Consider the following 19,642-nt stretch of genomic DNA (forward strand, 5'->3'; position numbering starts at 1 on the left):
TCGACCGTCCAGCGTAGTCCTCTTCTCAGGGCTTCCACGCGGGGTCGCGGCCGATGAAGCCGAGCAGCCGGGCCTGCGCGTCGGCGTCGTCGGGCACCGGCACGCGCGGCCCGTACTGCCCCGAGCCCCGGATGACCTCCTCCATCGGCTCCATGCCCGCGACCAGGGCGGCGCACTCGTCCGGGTCGAGGCGGTCGTCCTGACCGGTGGCGCGGGCGAGGTCCCAGGTGTGCATGAGCACGTCGGTCGTGTAGATCCTGTCGGTCGCGGCCGCGACGGTCATCGCGCCGAGGTGCGGGTTGGCGATCTCCCGGCCGGCGGTCTCCGGGTCGTCGAGCAGCGCCTGGACCGCGGCGACCTGGTGGTCCCAGGCGGCCACGGGATCGTCGTCGGCGCTCGGGCCCGCCGGGACGGGGACGCCCGACCCGACGAGGAAGGCGGGGAACCACGTCGTCAGGTGCCCGACGACGTCGCGCGCCGTCCACGCCGGCACGGGCGTCGGGACGTCCCAGTCGGCGGTGCCGCGGACGCGGTCGGTGAAGGTGGCGGCGACGCGGCGGTGGCGGTCGGCCGGGGTCTCGGCGGTCATCGGGGCTCCTCCCGCGTGTTCAACCTGTCGGTTGACGAGACTGGCACGGGTGCACGACGTGGTCAACCGTGTGGTTGTGCTCGCTAGAGCGGGTCGAGCGGGTCGAGCAGCACGCGCACCGGCTCGCGCTCCTTGCGCGCCGACCGGACGGCCTGGGCGGCGTGGAGCTCCCGCGCGAGCGTCCGGCCCTCGGTGCGCGGGACGCGGACGAGGCAGCGCTCGGCGCCCTCGGTGCGCTCCTCGGCGCCCGGGAGCTTCGTGCCGGGCGGCAGCTCGACGGGGCCGAGCACCTCGACCGTCGCGGGGAGCGCCGCGAGCAGGTCGGCGACGGCGGGCGGCGGGCCGTCGACCGCGGCCATGCGCATCGCCGGGGGCAGCGCGAGGTCGGTGCGGGCGGCGAGCTCGGTGGCGGCGTGCCCGACCGGGTCCCAGCGCACCAGCGCCTGGACCGCGGCGTTCGACGAGTCGGCCATGACGACGACGCGACCCCCCTCCGGCGCGGGGCGGACGAGCGCGGCGGCCCCGAACCAGCGGCGCAGCGTCTCCTCCCCCGCCCGCAGCTCGGGACGGGCGAGCAGCACCGCGCCGTCGAGCAGCAGCGCCGCGCCGTAGCCGCCCTCGGCCACGGGCTCGGCGCCGGGGGTGGCGACGACCAGCGCGGGGCTCGCCGGCACGTGGTCGAGCACGGCCGACCCGCCCCCGGAGGTGCGCACCACCGTCTGCGGGAAGGACCGCCCCAGCTCCTCGGCCGTGCGCTCCGACCCGACGGCGAGGGCCCGCAGGCGCGGCGACCCGCAGGCGCCGCAGCGGTAGGCGGGATCGGGGTGCCCGCACCAGCGACAGGTGGGGGCGGCGGCGTCCCCGTGGCTCGGCAGGGCCAGCGGGCCGGCGCAGCGGCGGCAGCGGGCGGGCTCGCGGCAGTTGCCGCACGCGACGGCGGGCAGGTAGCCGCGTCGGGGCACCTGGACGAGGACCGGGGCGCCGGCGGTGAGGGCGGCCCGCGCGGCCTCGAACGCCACCGACGGCATGCGCGCGGCCCGGGCGGCGGGGTCGCGCAGGAGCTGGCGGTCGTCCTCGCCGATCGCCGTGACGCGCGGGCCCCGGGCGCGGACGGTCGTCCGGTCGGCGACGACGTCGTGCGCCCAGCCGCTGGCGACGAGCAGCGCGGCCTCGGCGGTGCGCGCGAACCCGGCGACGAGCAGGGCGGCGCCGTCGCGGTGCGCGCGGGTCATGGCGACGTCGCGCGCGTGGGGGTAGGGCGCGCGGGGCTCGGCGTGGGAGTCGTCGCCGTCGTCCCACACGGCGATCAGCCCGGGGTCGCGGACGGGGGCGAACGCCGTCGCGCGGGTGCCGACGACGATGCGCACGTCCCCGCGGGCCACGGCGAGCCAGCGGCGGTAGCGCTCGGCGGGCCCGAGGTCGGCGGCGAGGGCGACGACGGCGTCGGCGCCGGCCACGGCCTCGCAGGCGGCCTGGACGCGGTCGAGGTCGCGCCGGTCGGGCACCACGAGCACCGCGCTGCGCCCGCCCGCGGCCGTCGTGGCCGCGGCCTCGGCGAGCCGGGCGGGCCAGTCCTCGCCGGGCAGGGCCTGCCAGACGGCGTGCGCCCCGCGGCCCGCCGCGAGCGCCTCGAGCAGCGCGGGCCCGCGGGGGTAGGCACCCCAGCCGTGCTGCGCGGGCGCGCGCGGCTCCGGGCGCTCGGGCGGGGTCTCGGCCTCGACCCGGGCGTGGCGGGGCGGGACGGCGAGGCGCAGGACGTCGGCGAGCGTGCCCGCGTAGCGGTCGGCGACCGCCCGGCACAGCCCCGCGAGCTCGGGGCCGAGCACCGGCTCGGGCGAGACGACCTTCTCCAGCCAGCCCAGGCGCCCGTCGTGCTCGCTGGTCTCCTCGCGCGCGAGCACGAAGCCGTCGACCAGGCGCCCGGCGAAGCGCACCCGCACCCGCGCGCCGGGCACGGCGTCGGCGGCCAGCTGCTCGGGGACCTGGTAGTCGAAGGTGCGGTCGAGGTGCGCGAGGTTCACGTCGACGGCGACCGTGGCGACCGGGCGCTCCGCGGCGGGCAGGCGCTCGTTGCGGTGGGGCTTCTTCGCCGGCGCCGGCTTCGTCGGTGTCGGCGCGGGCTTCGCGGGCGGGTCGGGCTTCTCGACGGGTCGCGGCGCCGCGAACAGCGCCTCGCCCGTCTCGCTCACGCGCCCCGGTCTACCAGAACGCCCCGACCGGCCCGTGGCCCTCTGCCGAGCCGGCTGATCAGGAGTACGTCACGCACCTCCGGTCCCCGTCGGAGCGTGCCCGGGGTGCTCCTGATCTCCACGACACGACGCCGGCCCGGCACCCCGAGCGTGCTGGGGTGCCGGGCCGGCGTGTCGTGCGGGCGAGGTGGTGGCGATCCTGGCGTTCAACGCCAGCGTGGACGCCACGCTGACACGCGCAGGTGTCAGCTCGCGATCGACTTCAGGGCGTCGGCGCGGTCGGTGCGCTCCCAGGGGAGGTCGAGGTCGTCGCGGCCGAAGTGGCCGTACGCCGCGGTCGGCTGGTAGATCGGGCGCAGCAGCTGCAGGTCGCGCACGATCGCGCCGGGGCGCAGGTCGAAGACCTCGTGGATCGCCTTCTCGATCCTGGCGGGGTCGACCTGGGCGGTGCCGAAGGTCTCGACGAACACGCCCACGGGCTCGGCCTTGCCGATCGCGTAGGCGATCTGGACCTCGACGCGCTTGGCCAGGCCGGCGGCCACGACGTTCTTGGCCACCCAGCGCATGGCGTACGCCGCGGAGCGGTCGACCTTCGACGGGTCCTTGCCCGAGAAGGCGCCGCCACCGTGGCGGGCGTACCCGCCGTAGGTGTCGACGATGATCTTGCGGCCGGTCAGGCCGGCGTCGCCCATCGGGCCACCGGTGACGAAGCGGCCGGTCGGGTTGACCAGCACGCGCGTCTGCGACGAGTCGAGGTCGATGCCCTCGAGCACCGGGTTGATGACCTTCGACCGGATGTCGGGCGCCAGCAGGTTGTCCAGGTCGATGTCGGCGGCGTGCTGCGTCGACAGGACCACGGTATCGACGCCGACGGGCTTGTCGTCGTCGTAGGCGATGGTGACCTGGGTCTTCCCGTCCGGGCGCAGGTACGGCAGCGTGCCGTCGCGGCGCACGGCCGTGAGCTTGCGGGCCAGGCGGTGGGCCAGCCCGATCGGCAGCGGCATGAGCTCCGGGGTGTCGGCGTCGGCGTAGCCGAACATCAGCCCCTGGTCGCCCGCGCCCTGCTTGGCGATCTCGTCCTCGTTGCCCTCGACCCGGGACTCGTAGCCCTCGTCGACGCCCTGCGCGATGTCCTTCGACTGCGCGCCGATCGAGATCGACACGCCGCAGCTCTCGCCGTCGAAGCCCTTGGCCGACGAGTCGTAGCCGATGTCCAGGATCGTCTTGCGGACGATGTCGACGTAGTTGACCTGGGCGTTGGTGGTCACCTCGCCCGCGACGTGCACCTGGCCCGTCGTGACCATCGTCTCGACCGCGACGCGCGACTTCGGGTCCTGCGCCAGCAGGGCGTCCAGGATGCCGTCGCTGACTGCGTCACAGATCTTGTCTGGGTGGCCCTCGGTGACGGATTCGCTGGTGAACAGACGCCTAGCGGGCACAATCTCTCCCTGCCTCGACAATGGGACCCGTCCACACTAACGGCATCCCCACGAAGTGCGAGGGCGCTGACCTGCCTGAATGCCACACCTGTCACAGAACGGTTGTGTTCATGAGCAGAACGTGGGATTGCCCCGATCAGCGCAGCCGCTCGGCCACCGCGTCCCAGACACGGGCCGCGAGGGCGGCCTTCGAGCCCATCGGCAGGGGCTCGGAGGTGCCGTCGGCGCCCAGCAGCCAGCCCTCGTTGTCCTCGACCTCGAACGCCCTGCCGACGCCGACGGCGTTGACGACGAGCAGGTCGCAGCCCTTGCGCTCCAGCTTGGCGCGCGCGTAGTCGAGCACGCTGCCGTGCTCGTCGCCGGTCTCCGCGGCGAACCCGACGACGAGGCGGCGCGGGACGTCCTCGGTGACGAGCTCGCGCAGGATGTCGGGGTTGAACTCGAGCGGGATCGAGGGCGGCTCGTCACCCTTCTTGATCTTGCCGACGGACAGCGCCGCGGGCCGGAAGTCCGAGACCGCGGCGGCCATGACGACGACGTCGGCCGCCTTCGCCGCGTCCAGCACGGCGTCGCGCATCTCACGCGTCGTCTGCACGCGGCGCAGCTCGACCGCGGCGGGCGGGTCGAGGTCGGCCGTGGTGCCCGCGACCAGCGTGACCTCGGCCCCGCGCTGGGCCGCCACGCGGGCGAGCGCGTAGCCCTGGCGGCCCGACGAGCGGTTGCCCAGGGTGCGCACGGGGTCGAGCGGCTCGGCCGTCCCACCCGCGGACACGACGACGCGCCGACCCTCGAGGTCGCGGGGCAGCGGGAACGGCTCGCCGTCGGTGACCGCACCCCACTCGAGGAGCAGCCGCGCGAACTCGGCGATCTCGGCCGGCTCGGGCAGGCGGCCGGGCCCGGTGTCGGCGCCGGTCAGGCGCCCGGAGGCGGGCTCCAGCACGATCGTGCCGCGCCGGCGCAGCGTCGCGACGTTGTCGACCGTCGCGGGGTGCTCCCACATCTCGGTGTGCATCGCCGGCGCCGCCAGCACGGGGCAGCGGGCCGTCAGCAGCGTCGAGGTCAGCAGGTCGTCGGCGCGGCCCTGGGCCATGCGGGCGAGCAGGTCGGCCGTCGCGGGGACGAGGACCACCAGCTCGGCGCGCCGCCCGAGGGCCACGTGCTCGACGTCGTACACGTTCTCGAAGACGCCGGAGAGCACCGGGCGCCCGGACAGCGCCTCGAACGTGGCCGCGCCGATGAACTCCAGCGCCGCCCGGGTGGCCACCACCTGCACGTGGTGTCCGGCCTCGCGCAGGCGCCGCAGCACCTCGCAGGCCTTGTAGGCGGCGATGCCGCCGGCGACCCCGAGGACGATCTCCCGGGGTCGGGACTGCTGCTCGGTCACGTCGGGGAGGTCACTCGCCCTCGGTGTGCTCGAGCAGGCCGGAGTGGATCTCGCGCATGGCCACCGACAGCGGCTTCTCGCGCGGGCCCGGCTCGACGAGCGGGCCGACGTACTCCAGCAGCCCCTCGCCCAGCTGGGCGTAGTAGTCGTTGATCTGACGGGCGCGCTTGGCCGCGTAGATGACCAGCGCGTACTTGGAGCTCACCGTCTCCAGCAGCTCGTCGATCGGGGGGTTGGTGATCCCCTCCGGCCCCTCGAGGATGCTGCCGGCCCGTCCGGTGGGAATGCTCACTCGCTCGCTCCTGCAGAGGTCGCGCCGGACGCGGACCGGTCCGGCGCAGGGGATGAGTCTGTCGACACGGCCCTCCGGCCGGCGCGCTCGGCGCCGTCGACGGGAGGACCGACGCTCAACTCTACCAACCGGCGTGCGGTCTCCCCGACGTCGTGGTTCACCACCGTCACGTCGAACTCGCTGCGGGCGGCCAGTTCCTCGCGCGCGGTGGCCAGACGGCGGTCGACGACCTCGGTGGCCTCGGTGCCGCGACCGATCAACCGGTCGACCAGGACCTCCCACGACGGCGGCTCGAGGAACACGAACAGCGCGTCCGGGCGCTGCGCGCGCACCGCCCGCGCCCCGGCGAGGTCGAGCTCGAGGAGCACCGGCTCGCCCGCGGCGAGGTGCTCGTCGACGGGGGCGCGCGGCGTCCCCGACCGGTGCATCCCGCCGTGGATCTCCGCCCACTCGAGCAGCTCGCCCTCGGCGATCATCCGGTTGAACTCGGCGGCCGACACGAACCGGTAGTCGCGCCCGTCGACCTCCCCGGGCCGGGCGGCCCGGGTGGTCGCCGAGACGCTGAACCAGATCGGCGCGTGGATGCGCCGCAGCTCGGCGACCACCGTGCTCTTCCCGACCCCCGACGGCCCGGCCAGCACCATCAGCCGGCCGGGCCCACGGGCGGGGGAAGGGGTCACCGGCTCACTCGCCGGAGAACTCGTCGAGCAGTGCCTTGCGCTGCCGCTCGCCCAGACCGCGCAGGCGGCGGCTCGGGGCGATCTCGAGGCGCTCCATGATCTGCTGGGCGCGCACCTTGCCGACACCCGGCATGGCCTCGAGCAGCGCCGAGACCTTCATCTTGCCGAGCACCTCGTCCGAGTCGGCCTGCTCGAGCACCTCCGAGAGGCTGGTGCCTCCCCGCTTGAGCCGCTCCTTGAGCTCGGCCCGGGCACGGCGAGCGGCGGCGGCCTTCTCCAGCGCCGCGGCCCGCTGCTCCTCGGTCAGCTCGGGTAATGCCACGTTCTCCTCCGGGGGTCGTGACGACGGGTCCGGCTCCCCGCAGGGGCGGCCCCGTGATGGCGAATGGCTTGACGGGTGCTGGCGAACGTACCGCGCGAGGCCGACACCGACAGTCCGTGGGGCGGGAGTGTCCGCAGGTCGGACGCCGGTCGCGCCCACCGGAGCGTGATCTCCGACCATCGGCACCCACCGGACCTGACTACCCCGTGAGCGTCCCGTTCAGCGCGCCGACCGCAGCTCTCAGCGCTCGGTGGTCGGGGCCCGCGGTGAGGACCTCCCGGGCGCTCACCGGCACCACCGGTCCCCCGACCCCGCCCGGTCCGTCCGGCGCGTCCGCCCCGCCGAACACCGCCGCCACGTCGTCCGGCGTGCCGCCCTGCGCGCCGAGCCCGGGCACGAGCACCGGCCCGCCGAGGGCGGACAGGTCCAGCCCGTGGTCGCGCCCGGTCGTGCCGCGGGTGAGCCCGACGACGACGCCCGCGGCGCCGTCGCCCGGACCGTCGCGGTGCGCGGCGTTGTGGTCGGCCAGCGCGTCGACGACGGACTGGGCCACCTCGCGCATCCGGCGCGGGGAACCTCCCGGGCCACCCACCCACGCCTGCGCCGACTGCACCCCGGACGCCTCCGGGTTCGAGGTCCGGGCGAGCACGAACACGCCACGGCCGGTGGCGACGGCGAGGTCCAGCGCCGGCGCCAGCGCGCCCACGCCCAGGTACGGCGAGAGCGTCACCGCGTCGGCCGCGAGCGGGGCGCCGTCGGCGAGCCAGGCCCGCGCGTAGCCCGCCATCGTCGAGCCGATGTCGCCGCGCTTGGCGTCGGCGACGGTGAGCACCCCGGCGTCGCGGGCGTCGGCGAGCACCCGCTCGAGGGCGAGCATGCCGGCGCCGCCGAACACCTCGAACAGCGCGACCTGCGGCTTGAGCAGTGCCACGTGCCCCGCGAGCGCCTCGACCGCCCCGCGCGCGAAGCGCTCCACCCCGGCCGCGTCGGCGTCGAGGCCCCACGCCGCCAGCAGGCCCGGGTGCGGGTCGATCCCGACGCACAGGGGCCCGTGGGCGGCGACCGCCTCGCGCAGCCGCGTGCGGAACGGGGTCACGAGCCGCCCACCGCCACCGGGGCCGGCTCGACGCGCGCGGCACCGACGCCGTCGGTGTGCGCCGCCCCCTGCCGCGCCGCCGCCAGGCGCGCGTGGAAGGTCTGCAGCGGCGTCACCGCGACCTCGCCCCGCATCGCCGCCTCGACGGCCTGCACGGCCGCCGCGGCGCCCTGCACGGTCGTGACGCACGGGACGCCGACGTCCAGGCAGGCCGCCCGGATCTCGTAGCCGTCGACGCGCGGGCCGGCGTGCCCGACCGGCGTGTTGACGACGAGGTCGACCTCGCCGGCCGCGATGCGGTCGACGATGTTGTCGGCGCCCTCGAAGTGCTTGCGCACCACCTCGCACGGGATGCCGTTGCGCTCGAGCACGCTCGCGGTGCCGGCCGTCGCGAGGATCGCGAAGCCCAGGTCGGCGAGGCGCTTGACCGGGAAGATCAGCGAGCGCTTGTCGCGGTTGGCCACCGAGACGAACACCTTGCCCTGCGTCGGCAGCGGCCCCGCCGCGGCGGCCTGCGCCTTCGCGAAGGCGGTGGAGAAGGCGCGGTCGATGCCCATGACCTCGCCGGTCGACTTCATCTCCGGACCGAGCAGCGAGTCGACCCCGCGGCCGTCGGGGCGGCGGAACCGGTGGAACGGCAGCACCGCCTCCTTGACCGCGACGGGGTGCTCGCGCGGCAGGTCCGCGCCGTCGCCGGCCGCGGGCAGGACGCCCTCGGCCCGCAGCTGCGCGATCGTCGCCCCGAGCATCACCCGCGACGCGGCGCCGGCCAGCGGCACACCGGTGGCCTTGGAGACGAACGGGACGGTGCGCGACGCCCGCGGGTTGGCCTCGAGCACGAACAGCACGTCGTCCTTGAGCGCGTACTGGACGTTCATCAGGCCCCGCACCCCGAGCCGGCGGGCCAGGGCGACCGTCGACTCGCGGACGGTCGCGAGCTCCGCCACACCGAGCGTGATCGGCGGCAGCGCGCACGAGGAGTCGCCGGAGTGCACCCCGGCCTCCTCGATGTGCTCCATGACGCCGCCGAGGTAGACCTCGCCCTCGTCGTCACAGAGCGCGTCGACGTCGATCTCGATGGCGTCGTCGAGGAAGCGGTCGACGAGCACCGGGTGGTCGGGCGTGACCTCGGTGGCGCGGGCGATGTAGTCGCGCAGGGTCTCGTCGTCGTAGACGATCTCCATGCCACGCCCGCCGAGCACGTACGACGGGCGCACCAGCACCGGGTAGCCGATCGACGCCGCGATCTCGCGGGCGCCCTCGAAGCTGGTCGCGGTGCCGTACGGCGGGGCCGGCAGGTCGGCGTCGGCGAGCACGCGCCCGAACGCGCCGCGGGACTCGGCGAGGTCGATCGCGGCCGGCGGCGTCCCGACGACCGGCACCCCGGCCGCCTCGAGCCCGGCCGCGAGCTTCAGCGGCGTCTGCCCGCCGAGCTGCACGACCACGCCGACCAGCCCCGGCCCCCCGCGACCGCTCCCCTGCTCCGCGTGGACGACCTCGAGCACGTCCTCCTCGGTCAGCGGCTCGAAGTACAGCCGGTCGGAGGTGTCGTAGTCGGTGGAGACCGTCTCGGGGTTGCAGTTGAGCATGACGGTCTCGAACCCGGCCGCGCGCAGGCTGAACGCGGCGTGCACGCACGAGTAGTCGAACTCGATGCCCTGCCCGATCCGGTTCGGGCCCGAGCCCAGGATGATCACCTTGGGGCGCTCGGTCTGCGGCTCGACCTCGGTCTCGGCCGCGGGGTCGGACTCGTAGGCCGAGTAGTGGTACGGCGTCCGGGCGGCGAACTCGGCGGCGCAGGTGTCGACGGTCTTGTAGACCGGCCGCACCCCCAGGCGCCGGCGCAGCGCCCGCACGCCCTGCTCACCGGCGAGCTCGGGGCGCACCGCGGCGATCTGGGCGTCGGAGAGCCCGGAGCGCTTGGCCCGCCGCAGCAGCACCTCGTCGAGCACCGGCGCGTCGGCGAGCTCCCCGCGCAGCACCACCAGGCCCTCGATCTGCTCGACGAACCACGCGTCGATCCCGGAGGCCTCGCTGACCTGCCCGACGCTCGCCCCGAGGCGCAGCGCGCGCTCGACGGCGTAGAGCCGCCCGTCGCGCGGCAGCGACGCCTGGTGCAGCGCCTCCTCGGCCGTCTCGTCGGGATCGGGCTGCGTCCAGAACCCCAGCGACTTCGTCTCCGCCGAGCGCAGCGCCTTGTTCAGCGCCTCGGGGAAGCTGCGGCCCAGCGCCATCGCCTCGCCGACCGACTTCATCGTCGTCGTCAATGTCGGGTCGGCGCCCGGGAACTTCTCGAACGCGAACCGCGGCACCTTGACCACGACGTAGTCGAGCGTCGGCTCGAAGCTCGCCGGGGTCTCGCCGGTGATGTCGTTGGTGATCTCGTCGAGGGTGTAGCCGACGGCCAGCCGCGCCGCGATCTTCGCGATCGGGAAGCCGGTGGCCTTCGAGGCCAGCGCCGACGAGCGGGAGACGCGCGGGTTCATCTCGATGACGACGAGGCGCCCGGTGGTCGGGTGGATCGCGAACTGGATGTTGCAGCCGCCGGTCTCGACGCCCACCTCGCGCAGCACGGCGATGCCGGTGTCGCGCATGACCTGGTACTCGCGGTCGGTCAGCGTCATCGCCGGCGCGACGGTCACCGAGTCGCCGGTGTGCACGCCCATCGGGTCGACGTTCTCGATCGAGCACACGACGACGACGTTGTCCTTGCCGTCGCGCATGAGCTCGAGCTCGAACTCCTTCCAGCCGAGCACCGACTCCTCGATGAGCACCTCGTGCACCGGGCTCGCCGCGAGGCCCGTGCCCGCGAGGCGCTCGAGCTCGTCGTGGGTGTACGCGAGGCCGGAGCCGAGCCCGCCCATGGTGAAGCTGGGCCGGATGACGACGGGCAGCCCGACCTCGGCGACGGTCGCGCGCACCTCGTCCATCGAGTGGCAGACCTCGCTGCGCGGGACGTCGCCGCCGATCGAGCGGACGATCTCCTTGAACTTCAGCCGGTCCTCGCCGCGCTGGATCGCGTCGATGTCCGCGCCGATCAGCTCGACGCCGTAGCGCTCGAGCACGCCCGCGTCGTGCAGGGCGATCGCGGTGTTCAGCGCGGTCTGGCCGCCGAGCGTGGCGAGCAGCGCGGTGACCGGCGTCCCACCCTCCCGCTCGGCCTCGATGACCTTGGTGACGTGCTCGACGGTGATCGGCTCGACGTAGGTGGCGTCGGCGATCTCCGGGTCGGTCATGATCGTCGCGGGGTTGGAGTTGACCAGCGAGACGCGCAGGCCCTCCTCCCGCAGCACGCGGCACGCCTGGGTGCCCGAGTAGTCGAACTCGGCGGCCTGCCCGATGACGATCGGCCCGGAGCCGATGACCAGGACGTGGTGGATGTCGTCGCGGCGCGGCATCAGTTCTTCCCCATCAGGTCCGCGAACCGGTCGAAGAGGCCCGCGGCGTCGTGCGGACCGGCCGCCGCCTCCGGGTGGTACTGCACGCTGAACGCGGGCACGTCCTCGCAGGTCACGCCCTCGACGGTGCCGTCGTTCGGGCACGAGTGGCTCAGGTGCACCGTGCCGGCGGGCGAGGCGACCCGCGCGCCCGGCTCCCCGGCGACCGCGAAGCCGTGGTTCTGGCTCGTGATCGCCACCGTGCCGGTGGTGTGGTCGACGACCGGGATGTTGATCCCCCGGTGGCCGTAGCGCATCTTGTACGTCCCGAGCCCGAGGGCGCGGGAGAGGATCTGGTTGCCGAAGCAGATGCCGAACAGCGGCACCTCGCGGCGCAGGACCTCCGCGGTGAGGTCGACGGCGTGCACCGCCGTCGCCGGGTCGCCCGGGCCGTTGGAGAGGAACACCCCGTCCGGCGCCCCGTCGAGGAGCTCGTCGATCGTCGCCGTCGAGGGCAGCACGCGGGTCTCGATACCGCGCTCGGCGAGCATGCGCGGCGTGTTCGCCTTGATGCCGAGGTCCAGCGCCGCCACGCGGAAGCGGGTCTCGCCGACGGCCGGGACCGTGTAGGCCTCGCCCGTCGTCACCGCGCCGGCGAGGTCCGCGCCCGTCATCGCCGGGCTGTCGAGCACCGCGGCGCGCATCGTCGTCGCGTCGGCCAGCGCGTCGCCGGAGAAGATGCCGGCGCGCATCGAGCCGGCCTCGCGCAGGCGCCGCGTGATCGCGCGGGTGTCGACGCCGGCGAGCCCGACCACGCCCTGGCGGGAGAGCTCCTCGGCCAGGTCGCGCTGCGAGCGCCAGTTCGACGGGCGCCGGGCCGGGTCGCGCACGACGTAGCCCGCGACCTGGATGCGGACGGACTCGTCGTCCTCGTCGTTCCACCCGGTGTTGCCGATGTGCGGCGCCGTGGCCACGACGATCTGCCGGTGGTAGCTGGGGTCGGTCAGCGTCTCCTGGTAGCCGGTCATCCCGGTGGCGAACACCGCCTCGCCCAGCGTCCGCCCGCGGGCGCCGAAGGCCTCGCCGCGGTGGACGCTGCCGTCCTCGAGGACCAGCACGGCTTCATCGCTCACTTGCCACTACCTTCCCGTCCCGCACCGTCCACCGGCCCCGCAGCATGGTGTGCACCACGGACACCGGCATCTCCATCCCCTCGTACGGGGTGTTCTCCGCCCGGCTCGCGAGCTCCGCGCCCCGCACGGTCCACGTGGCGTCGGGGTCGACGAGCACCAGGTTCGCGGGCTCCCCCGGCGTCAGCGGACGCCCCTGGTCGGTCAGCCCGGCGATGCGCGCCGGCGTCTCGCTGCACACGCGGGCCACGCCGCGCCAGTCGAGCAGGCCGGTGGCGACCATCGTCGTCACCACCACCGGCAACGCGGTCTGCAGCCCGAGCATGCCGGGCCGTGCCGCGGACCACTCGCAGTCCTTGGCCTCCACCGCGTGCGGCGCGTGGTCGGTGGCGACGCAGTCGACCGTCCCGTCGGCGAGCGCCCGCCGCAGCGCCTCGGTGTCCGCCGCCGGCCGCAGCGGCGGGTTGACCTTGTGCACCGGGTCGTACTCCTGCACCGCGGTGTCGGTGAGCAGCAGGTGGTGGGGCGTGACCTCGGCCGAGACGCGCACGTCGTACCGCTCGCGGGCCCACCGCAGCACCTCCGCCGAGCGGGCCGTCGAGAGGTGGCAGACGTGCAGGCGCGCGCCCGCCGTCGCGGCGAGCATGACGTCGCGGGCGACGATCGACTCCTCGGCCGCCGGGTCCCACCCGGCCAGCCCGAGGCGCGCCGCGACCGGCCCCTCGTGGGCCTGGGCGCCGACCGTCAGCCGGTGGTCCTCGGCGTGCTGGGCGACGACGGCGTCGAGCGCGCGGGCGTACTCGAGCGCCCGGCGCATCACCAGCGGGTCGTTCACGCAGCGCCCGTCGTCGGAGAACATCCGGACTCCGGCCGGCGAGGCCGCCATCATCCCCATCTCGGCGAGCCTCGAGCCCTCGAGGCCGACGGTGACCGCGCCGACCGGGTGGACGTCGACCAGCCCGACCTCCCGCCCGCGCCGCCACACGTGCTCGACGACGACCGGGGAGTCGGCCACCGGATCGGTGTTGGGCATCGCGAACACCGCGGTGTAGCCGCCCAGTGCGGCCGCGGCCGACCCGGTCTCGACGGTCTCGGCCTCCTCGCCGCCGGGCTCGCGCAGGTGCGTGTGCAGGTCGACCAGCCCGGGCAGGGCGATCAGCCCGCCGGCGTCGAGGGTCTCGTCGGGGTCGTCCACCGGGTCGACGAACCGGCCGTCGCGGACGTAGAGGTCGGCCGCGTCCTCGCCGTAGGGGCGGACACCCGTGATCTTCGTGGTCGTCATGCCACGTCCTCCCCCGCGAGCAGGTGGTACAGCACGGCCATCCGCACGTGGACCCCGGCGGTGACCTGCTCGGCGATGGCGGCCCGGTCCGAGTCGGCGACCGAGCTGGCGATCTCCATGCCCCGCACGGCCGGGCCCGGGTGCAGGACGACGGCGTGGTCGGGCAGGTGGTCGGCGCGCTGCTGCGAGAGCCCGAAGCGCACCGCGTACTCGCGCGCCGAGGGGAAGAAGGCGCCGTGCATGCGCTCGGCCTGCACGCGCAGCATCATCACGGCGTCCGGGCCCTGGGCCAGGGTCGCGTCGAGGTCGTGAGACACCGTGACCGGCCAGGTCTCGACCCCGACCGGCAGCAGGGTGGGCGGCGACACCAGCGTCACCCGGGCGCCCAGCGTCGCCAGCAGGTGGGCGTTGGAGCGCGCGACGCGGCTGTGCAGGACGTCGCCGACGACCGCGACGTGCGCGCCCTCGACCCGCCCCAGCCGCCGGCGCAGGGTCGCGGCGTCGAGGAGCGCCTGCGTCGGGTGCTCGTGGGTGCCGTCGCCGGCGTTGACGACAGCCACGTGCCCGTCCCGCCCGAGGTGGGAGTGCCCCACCCGGTCGAGCCAGGCCGCGATGCGGTGCGGGGCGCCGGAGGCGGGGTGGCGCACGACCAGGCAGTCGGCGCCCACGGCCCCGAGCGTCGCCGCGGTGTCGCGCAGGGACTCGCCCTTGCTGACGGAGCTGGCGGAGGCGCTGACGTTGATCGTGTCGGCGCTCATCCACTTGCCCGCGACCTCGAACGACACGCGGGTCCGGGTGGAGTTCTCGTAGAAGAGCGTGACGACCGTGCGCCCCCGCAGCGTCGGCAGCTTGCGCACCGCGCGGCCGGTCAGCGCCTGCTCCATCCCCGCGGCCGTGTCGAGCAGCGCCTCGGCCTGCTCGCGGCGCAGCCCCTCGGTGGAGAGCAGGTGGCGCAGGCCGATGCTCGTGTCCGTCCCGGTCACCGCAGGCTCACCCCGTCCTCCCCGTCGACCTCGACCAGGCGGACGGCCACGTCCTCGGAACGGTTGGTCGGCACGTTCTTGCCGACGTAGTCCGCCCGGATCGGCAGCTCGCGGTGCCCGCGGTCGACGAGGACCGCGAGCTGGACCGCGCGGGGGCGGCCGTGGTCGCGCAGGGCGTCGAGCGCCGCGCGGACGGTGCGGCCGGAGAAGAGGACGTCGTCGACGAGCACGACCACCGCGTCGTCGATGCCTCCCGGGGGCAGTTCGGTCTCCGCGAGGGCGCGGGTGGGCCGCAGCCGCAGGTCGTCGCGGTAGAGCGTGGGGTCGAGGGTGCCGGTCGGCACGACGGCACCCGTGATCTCGCCGATGCGCTCGGCGAGCCGGCGCGCGAGGTAGGTGCCGCGGGTCGGCAGGCCCAGCAGGACGACGGGAGCGGTACCGCCGTCGGGGGCGGTGCGCTCGATGATCTCGTGGGCGACCCGGGCCACGGTGCGCGCGAGATCCGCCGCCGAGAGGAGCTCGCGCTCACCCTCGGCACTCGCGCCACCCGACCCGGGTGCGCCCCGGCGCCGTGACGGCACGCGGGGGACCCTCCTTCTCCGCCTCGCCGGACGGCTCTTAAAGGATGTCGGTCAGGACTCGCTCCGACACTATCAGCGACGACGCGCCGGTCCGGTCGGTGCCGGTGTGACCGTCGTCGTCGCCCTGCTCGGACCGGGGCACTACGCGCCGTGGTCCGTGCTCGGACGAGTGCAGCGAGCCACACCGGCGACGATCCGTCCGATCCCCGGCTTGACCATGTGACGACCCGGGGCGCATCATCACTCTCCGTATCGACTTCGCTGGGTGCACGGGCGGGGCGAGCCGAGCGACGCGAGAGGACGGGGTGTCCGCCAGATGGGTGACTACGCGAAGGCGCTGGGGTCGAAGCTCCGGGGCATCCGCCAGCAGCAGGGGCTGTCCCTGCACGGCGTCGAGCAGAAGTCGGGCGGCCGGTGGAAGGCCGTCGTGGTCGGGTCCTACGAGCGCGGCGACCGCGCGGTGACCGTCCAGAAGCTCGCCGAGCTCGCCGACTTCTACGGCGTCCCCGTGGCCGAGCTGCTGCCCGAGGGTCGCGTGCCCTCCGGGTCGGAGCCCGCCGCCAAGATCGTCATCAACCTCGAGCGGCTGCAGCAGCTGCCCGCCGAGAAGGCCGGGCCGCTCGCCCGCTACGCGGCGGCGATCCAGAGCCAGCGCGGCGACTACAACGGCAAGGTCCTCTCGATCCGCAACGAGGACCTGCGCTCGCTCGCGATCATCTACGACATGAGCCCGGGCGAGCTGTCCGACCAGCTCGTCGACTGGGGCGTCCTGCCGCCCGAGGCGCGGGTGGCGCGGGCGATCGACGAGTGACCTGACGCAGCGAACGGGCGGTTCGCTGCTTCTACGCGCGCGAACTCCCCGTTCGCGCGCGGGTCACCCCTCGCGCGGCCCGTCGTCGGCGGGCGCCTGCTCGTCCGCCGGCGCCAGCTCGACGCCCGCCGGGACCTCGACACGGTCGGGGCTCGGCGGCGCGACCGTGCCCGGACGCCCCGAGGACACCCCCGCGAGCACCCCGTTGACGAACCGCGGCGAGTCGTCGGTGGACAGCTCCCGCGCGAGGTCGATGGCCTCGTCGATGGCGACCGGGTCGGGCACGTCCTCCGACCAGCGGATCTCGTACACCCCGATCCGCAGGATCATCCGGTCGACCGCCGGCATGCGCTCCATCGTCCACCCGCGCGAGTAGGACGAGATGACCTCGTCGATCTCGTCGCGGTGCGCGACGACGCCCTCGACGAGCGAGGCCGCGAAGTCCGAGACCGGCGGCGCGTCGGCGCCCGCGATGCGCCGGGCGAGGACCTCCTGCGCGTCCTCGCCCCGCGCCTCGGACTCGAAGAGGATGTCGAGGGCCCGCTTGCGGGCCTTGGAGCGTGACCCCTTGCGGGGGGTCGCGGGTGACGTCACGTCAGCTGCTCACGCGGCCCAGGTAGCGCCCGTCGCGGGTGTCGACCTTGACCTTGGTGCCGGTCTCGAGGAACAGCGGGACCTGGATCTCGGCGCCCGTCGAGACGGTGGCCGGCTTGGTGCCGCCGGTGGAGCGGTCGCCCTGCACGCCCGGGTCGGTGTGGGTGATCTCGAGCTCGACCGAGGCCGGGAGCTCGATGTAGAGCGGCACGCCGTCGTTGAACGACACCTGGACCTCCTGGTTCTCCAGGAGGAAGCGCGACTGGTCGCCCACCGTGCCCGCCGGCACCGGCACCTGCTCGTAGTCGGCGGCGTCCATGAAGATGAAGTCGTCGCCGTCGCGGTACAGGTAGGTCATGTCGCGCCGGTCGACGTTGGCGGTCTCGACCTTCGTGCCCGCGTTGAAGGTCTTGTCGACGACCTTGCCGGTCATGACGTTCTTCAGCGTCGTGCGGACGAAGGCGCCGCCCTTGCCCGGCTTGACGTGCTGGAACTCGGTGACGGACCACAGGTTGCCGTCGATCCGCAGCACCATGCCGTTCTTCAGGTCGTTCGTCGTCGCCACGGGAGCGCTCTCTCCTACGGGTCGTCCCGGAACTCGAGATCCCGGGGGCTCTGCGTGAGGGGCGCGGCACCGTCGTCGGTGACGACCAGCGTGTCCTCGATCCGGACCCCGCCGCGTCCGGCCAGGTACACCCCCGGCTCGACGGTCACCGTCATCCCTGCCTCCAGGGTAGCGGTCGCGGTCGCGGACACCGCCGGAGCCTCGTGGATGACGAGCCCGACGCCGTGGCCGAGGCCGTGCACGAACTGCTCGCCGAACCCCGCCGCGGTGATGACGTCGCGCGCCGCGGCGTCGACGTCCCGTGTCGCCACGCCCGGGGCCAGGGCCGCGCGCCCGGCCGCGGCGGCCTCGGCGACGAGGTCGTGGAGGTCGCGCTGCCAGTCCGCGGGGGTACCGATGAGGACCGTGCGGGTCATGTCGGAGTGGTAGCCGTCGACGAGCGCGCCGAAGTCCATGGTGAGCAGGTCGCCATCGGCGAGCGGTGCGTCGGTGGGCCGGTGGTGCGGGATCGCGGCGTGGGCGCCGGCCGCGACGATCGTGTCGAACGACGGCCCCTCGGCGCCCGCCTCGCGCATGCGCTCCTCGAGGTCGCGGGCCACCTCGCGCTCGGTGCGCCCGGGGACCAGCCCGCCGGCGGCGATCATCCCGGCCAGCGCGACGTCCGCGGCCGCGCACGCCTGGCGCAGCGCGTCGACCTCGCCGGCCTCCTTGACCGCCCGCAGGGTCTCGACGAGGCCGGGCGCGCGCCGCAGCTCGCCGTGCTCCAGCGCCGTGAGCAGGTCGGCGTGGCCGTCGACGGTGACGTGGGCGCTGTCGAAGCCGACGATGCCCTCGTGGTCGCGGCCCTCCCGGTCGCGGAGCAGGGCCGGGGCGCACGCCCGCTCGACGAGGACCGCGAGGTCGGGGGTCTGGGCGGCCGCCTGGGTGGTGTAGCGGCCGTCGGTGGCGAGCACGGTGCGGTCCTCGCCGCGGTCGGCCTCGTCGTCGGCGTGGACGAGCAGCGCCGCGTTCGACCCGGTGAACCCGGTCAGGTAGCGGACGTTGACCAGATCCGTGACGAGCAGCGCGTCCAGGCCGCCCTCGCGCAGGAGCCGGCGCAGCGCGTCACGGCGTCGCGCGTGCCCGCCGGGTGCGCGCTCCGGACGCGTGGGCTCCACACCCGTCAGCGTAGAAGAGGGCGGGTCGTACGGTGTCCGTGTGCTCCCCGCCTCGGTCCGGTTGCGTCCCTGGGCTCTGCGCGCGCTCGTGCTGACCCCCGTCCTCGGCGTCGCGCAGGCGGCGTTCGTGGCCCTGCGGTCCTGGTCACCCGACATGCTGCGGCTCTGGAGCGTCCTGCTGCTCCTGGCCGTCGCGGCCATCGTGATCGGCTGGGTGGGCGGCGAGATCGTGCTCGACCGGCGCCCGCCGGAGTGGACCTGGTTCTTCGCCGCGCTGGCCACGGCACCGGCCGCGGGGCTGCTGAGCTGGATCCTGCTCGCGCTGTTCGTCGACGAGACCGGCGTCGCCGACCTCCAGTCCGCGCTCGTCGGACGGGCGTCGTTCACCGCGCTGCTGATCCTCGCCGCGGTGTTCGTCGGGTCCCGCCTGGGCTGGCTGTCGATGCGCCGCCACGGCGAAGGCACCGACGACCCGATGCTCGACGCCGACGACGACGCCGTCGCGCGCCAGGCCGCGCTCGACCGCGCCGACGTCATGCCCGACCCCCGCGCCCCCTCCGCCGCGCGCGCCGCGGCCCGGGTGGGCGTCGTGCCGGCCGCGGCGCGCACGGCTGAGCCGGCGGTCGCGGGCGTGCGCACGCCGCGGCGGCGCTCGCCGGAGCGGGTCCCCGCGGGTGCCGAGGTCGCGGAGCCCGGGGGTGCGGGTCCTGGGGCCGTGGGGCCCGGCCTCGCGGGTCCCGAGATCACCGAGCGCGAGCGGATGCCCGAGGCGCCGCGGCTGGCCGGCCAGCGCCGGGTGTCGACGGTCCGCCCGGCCGGCGAGGACGTGTCCTCGCCGTTCGGGAGCGAGGCGGCGGGCGCGGTGTCATCGTCGGGCTCGGCGGGCACGACCGCCGACGTGCCCGAGTCGCTGGAGCCGCCGGTGGTCGCGGTGCTGCCCGGCTTCCCGCGCCCGGGTGGCCCGCTCGACCCCACCGGCAGCCAGCCGGCGGTCAACGCTGCGGACCTCGAGGGGCACGGCGGTCAGGGCGGCGAGGGCCGGCACGGCGACGAGCCGGCCGAGCCCGAGCGGGGCCCGCGCCGCAAGTTCGGGCTGCGCCGGCCGAAGGGCTGAGCCACCGACCGGCCCTCGGCCCGTCTCCGCCGTCGCCTCCGCGCCGTCTCCGCGCCG

18 protein-coding genes are annotated in these 19,642 nt (G+C 75.0%); 2 read left to right on the forward strand and 16 right to left on the reverse strand.

The genetic code is table 11. The features are described 5' to 3' along the window. Positions 1-25 precede the first annotated feature (25 nt). From PGB27_RS05150 to pyrR, 13 genes are all read right to left on the reverse strand, one after another. Positions 26-589 (reverse strand): TIGR03086 family metal-binding protein, encoded by a 564-nt coding sequence (locus tag PGB27_RS05150; RefSeq protein WP_274199271.1) that lies wholly within the window; start codon positions 587-589, stop codon positions 26-28. Positions 590-672: 83 nt separating this feature from the next. Then, complete coding sequence (locus PGB27_RS05155) at positions 673-2,757, reverse strand: primosomal protein N' (protein WP_456298471.1); 2,085 nt, start codon at positions 2,755-2,757, stop codon at positions 673-675. A 266-nt stretch (positions 2,758-3,023) separates the two neighbouring features. Then, positions 3,024-4,220 (reverse strand): methionine adenosyltransferase, encoded by a 1,197-nt coding sequence (gene metK, locus PGB27_RS05160; RefSeq protein WP_274199616.1) that lies wholly within the window; start codon positions 4,218-4,220, stop codon positions 3,024-3,026. Positions 4,221-4,353: 133 nt separating this feature from the next. Then, positions 4,354-5,601 carry a bifunctional phosphopantothenoylcysteine decarboxylase/phosphopantothenate--cysteine ligase CoaBC gene (gene coaBC, locus PGB27_RS05165; RefSeq protein ID WP_274199272.1) on the reverse strand — a complete coding sequence of 416 codons (1,248 nt, stop codon included), beginning with the start codon at positions 5,599-5,601 and terminating at the stop codon, positions 4,354-4,356. Positions 5,602-5,611: 10 nt separating this feature from the next. Then, positions 5,612-5,893, reverse strand: coding sequence for a DNA-directed RNA polymerase subunit omega (gene rpoZ / locus PGB27_RS05170; RefSeq protein WP_274199273.1), 282 nt, complete (start codon positions 5,891-5,893; stop codon positions 5,612-5,614). Next, positions 5,890-6,573 (reverse strand): guanylate kinase, encoded by a 684-nt coding sequence (gene gmk, locus PGB27_RS05175; RefSeq protein WP_456298469.1) that lies wholly within the window; start codon positions 6,571-6,573, stop codon positions 5,890-5,892. Before gmk ends, rpoZ begins: the two co-directional genes overlap by 4 nt. A 4-nt stretch (positions 6,574-6,577) precedes the next feature. Beyond that, entirely contained in the window at positions 6,578-6,895 is a 318-nt protein-coding gene (mihF, locus tag PGB27_RS05180) for an integration host factor, actinobacterial type (RefSeq protein WP_133830239.1), read from the reverse strand. Between the two features lie 199 nt (positions 6,896-7,094). Beyond that, positions 7,095-7,991, reverse strand: a complete 897-nt coding sequence (gene pyrF / locus PGB27_RS05185; RefSeq protein WP_274199274.1) for an orotidine-5'-phosphate decarboxylase — start codon at positions 7,989-7,991, stop codon at positions 7,095-7,097. Next, the gene (gene carB / locus PGB27_RS05190; protein ID WP_274199275.1) at positions 7,988-11,389 is read right to left on the reverse strand and encodes a carbamoyl-phosphate synthase large subunit; all 3,402 of its coding nucleotides are present in this window, start codon (positions 11,387-11,389) and stop codon (positions 7,988-7,990) included. Before carB ends, pyrF begins: the two co-directional genes overlap by 4 nt. Next, the gene (gene carA / locus PGB27_RS05195) at positions 11,389-12,501 is read right to left on the reverse strand and encodes a glutamine-hydrolyzing carbamoyl-phosphate synthase small subunit (RefSeq protein WP_274199276.1); all 1,113 of its coding nucleotides are present in this window, start codon (positions 12,499-12,501) and stop codon (positions 11,389-11,391) included. The genes carB and carA overlap by 1 nt, the downstream gene beginning before the upstream one ends. Then, positions 12,491-13,780, reverse strand: coding sequence for a dihydroorotase (locus PGB27_RS05200; protein ID WP_274199277.1), 1,290 nt, complete (start codon positions 13,778-13,780; stop codon positions 12,491-12,493). Before PGB27_RS05200 ends, carA begins: the two co-directional genes overlap by 11 nt. Then, positions 13,777-14,736 (reverse strand): aspartate carbamoyltransferase catalytic subunit, encoded by a 960-nt coding sequence (locus PGB27_RS05205; RefSeq protein ID WP_274199618.1) that lies wholly within the window; start codon positions 14,734-14,736, stop codon positions 13,777-13,779. The genes PGB27_RS05200 and PGB27_RS05205 overlap by 4 nt, the downstream gene beginning before the upstream one ends. 23 nt (positions 14,737-14,759) lie before the next feature. Then, positions 14,760-15,344 (reverse strand): bifunctional pyr operon transcriptional regulator/uracil phosphoribosyltransferase PyrR, encoded by a 585-nt coding sequence (gene pyrR / locus PGB27_RS05210; RefSeq protein ID WP_274199278.1) that lies wholly within the window; start codon positions 15,342-15,344, stop codon positions 14,760-14,762. Positions 15,345-15,660: 316 nt separating this feature from the next. Here pyrR and bldD point away from each other — a divergent pair, with 316 nt between their 5' ends. After that, positions 15,661-16,155 carry a transcriptional regulator BldD gene (gene bldD / locus PGB27_RS05215; protein WP_274199279.1) on the forward strand — a complete coding sequence of 165 codons (495 nt, stop codon included), beginning with the start codon at positions 15,661-15,663 and terminating at the stop codon, positions 16,153-16,155. Positions 16,156-16,218: 63 nt separating this feature from the next. On the opposite strand, the gene nusB is transcribed toward bldD, so the two are convergent. Genes nusB through PGB27_RS05230 form a run of 3 tightly spaced genes read right to left on the reverse strand, consistent with a single transcriptional unit; the run spans position 16,219 to position 18,471 of the window. Next, entirely contained in the window at positions 16,219-16,749 is a 531-nt protein-coding gene (gene nusB, locus PGB27_RS05220) for a transcription antitermination factor NusB (RefSeq protein ID WP_274199280.1), read from the reverse strand. A gap of 1 nt (position 16,750) precedes the next feature. Continuing rightward, the gene (efp, locus tag PGB27_RS05225; protein WP_274199281.1) at positions 16,751-17,314 is read right to left on the reverse strand and encodes an elongation factor P; all 564 of its coding nucleotides are present in this window, start codon (positions 17,312-17,314) and stop codon (positions 16,751-16,753) included. Positions 17,315-17,328: 14 nt separating this feature from the next. After that, on the reverse strand, positions 17,329-18,471 hold the full coding sequence (locus PGB27_RS05230) for a M24 family metallopeptidase (protein WP_274199282.1): 1,143 nt from the start codon (positions 18,469-18,471) through the stop codon (positions 17,329-17,331). 40 nt (positions 18,472-18,511) lie between these two features. On the opposite strand from PGB27_RS05230, the gene PGB27_RS05235 reads away from it, so the two are divergent. Further along, positions 18,512-19,585: a hypothetical protein gene (locus tag PGB27_RS05235; protein WP_274199283.1), complete on the forward strand. Its 1,074-nt coding sequence runs from the start codon at positions 18,512-18,514 to the stop codon at positions 19,583-19,585. Positions 19,586-19,642 lie beyond the last annotated feature (57 nt).

The sequence above is a fragment of the Actinomycetospora lemnae genome (genome assembly GCF_028737315.1).
GTDB classification, from domain to species: domain Bacteria; phylum Actinomycetota; class Actinomycetes; order Mycobacteriales; family Pseudonocardiaceae; genus Actinomycetospora; species Actinomycetospora lemnae.